The 1,539-nt window shown below is 72.6% G+C and carries 2 protein-coding genes; both read left to right on the forward strand.

Annotated features, from left to right (window positions below; translation table 11 throughout):
- Window positions 1-326: sensor histidine kinase (locus IEY86_RS35860; protein WP_373287157.1), on the forward strand; the 326-nt coding region annotated here is incomplete at its 5' end.
- 420 nt (window positions 327-746) lie between these two features.
- Window positions 747-1,539: sensor domain-containing protein (locus IEY86_RS35865; protein ID WP_189136083.1), on the forward strand; the 793-nt coding region annotated here is incomplete at its 3' end.

Here is a 1,539-nt window from a genome sequence, read left to right on the forward strand (position 1 = left end):
CCCGCCCCGCACCCGCCATCGAAGGCATCGCCTACTTCACCGTCTCCGAACTCCTCACCAACATCAGCAAACACAGCGGAGCCGAGAGCGCGGCGGCGGACCTGTGGCGCTCGGACGCACGGCTGCTGATCCAGGTGACGGACAACGGGCGCGGGGGCGCGGACACGGGTAAGGGGAGCGGGCTGGCCGGCCTGGCCGAGCGGCTGCGGGCGGTGGACGGCGTCTTCCTGGTGGAGAGCCCGCCAGGCGGTCCGACGACGATCACGGCCGAGCTGCCGTGGCGCGAGCGTGAACCCGTCCGCGGGACCGCGGCTCCCACAGCCTGAAGCACCCCAGAGTCTGAGCCACCTCACGGCCTGACGAGGCACCCCACAGCCTGAAGCACCCCACAGTCTGAGGCACCCGCCGTCTGGGGCACCCGCAGTCTGGGGCACCCCACTGTCCCCGGCGGCCACCGCCCGGCCATGCCCTCACCCCGCCCCGCACACCCCGCCCCGCCCCCGGCATCGCGCCCGCGCGCCCGGCGACGACGCTCCGGCTGGGCCTCGTCCGTCATCGTGGTCCGCCCCGCGCCCGCACGCCCCGGCGACGGCCCGGATCCCTCCGCCCAGGGCCTGGCACCCGTGATGGGGTGGGGATATCCCCCTGTTCAAGATGCCGACGCACACCATGGGCGCGGAGCCGCCGTTCCAGCAGGCTGGAGCCACAGTCGGAGAAGGACGGACGACGTGACGAGGATGGACACCATGGCCACCGCATACCAGCCGGCACCGCGCAAGCACCTGGTGCCGACCGCGCTGCGCGCCCCTCTGGAGGGACGCACCTGGCGCGAGCTCGTGTACCTGCTGCTGAATCTGCCGGTGGGAATCGCGGCCTTCGTCTGGACCGTGACGATGGTGTCGCTGGGCGCGGGGCTGCTGATCACCTTCGTGGGCGTCCCGGTGCTCGCCCTCGCCCTGCTGGGCTGCCGGGGGCTGGGCGTGATCGAGCGGGCCAGGGCGCGGTCCCTGCTCCATGAGGACGTCCCCGAGCCCGGCCCGCTCCAGCCGAACACCAGGGGCCTGCTGTCCCGCATGGGCGCGCTGTTCAAGAGCGGCGTCTCCTGGCGGCACACCATCTACTCGCTGCTGATGCTGCCGTGGGGCATCTTCACCTTCACCGTCACGACGGTCCTGTCCACCTGCGGCTGGGGGATGCTGACCTACCCCGTGTGGCAGTGGGTCTTCCCCCGCTACATCGACCAGCCCGGCCTCCAGCTCTACGGCGACGAGACCGGCAGGCACAACTGGTATATGGACTCCCCCGCCGAGATAGCGGGGACGGCGGCGCTGGGCCTGCTGGTCTGGATGGGCACCCCGTGGTTCGTGCGGGGCATGGCCCACGTGGACCGGCTGATGGTGCGCGGCCTGCTCTCGCCCTCCTACCTGGCCGAGCGGGTCCAGGAGCTCGAGTCCGACCGGGGAACGGTGGTGGACACGGCGGCGGCGGACCTGCGCCGGATCGAGCGGGACCTGCACGACGGAGCCCAGGCCCGCCTCG

Origin of the sequence: Wenjunlia tyrosinilytica (assembly GCF_014646055.1) — a bacterium.
Taxonomy (GTDB): Bacteria; Actinomycetota; Actinomycetes; order Streptomycetales; family Streptomycetaceae; genus Wenjunlia; species Wenjunlia tyrosinilytica.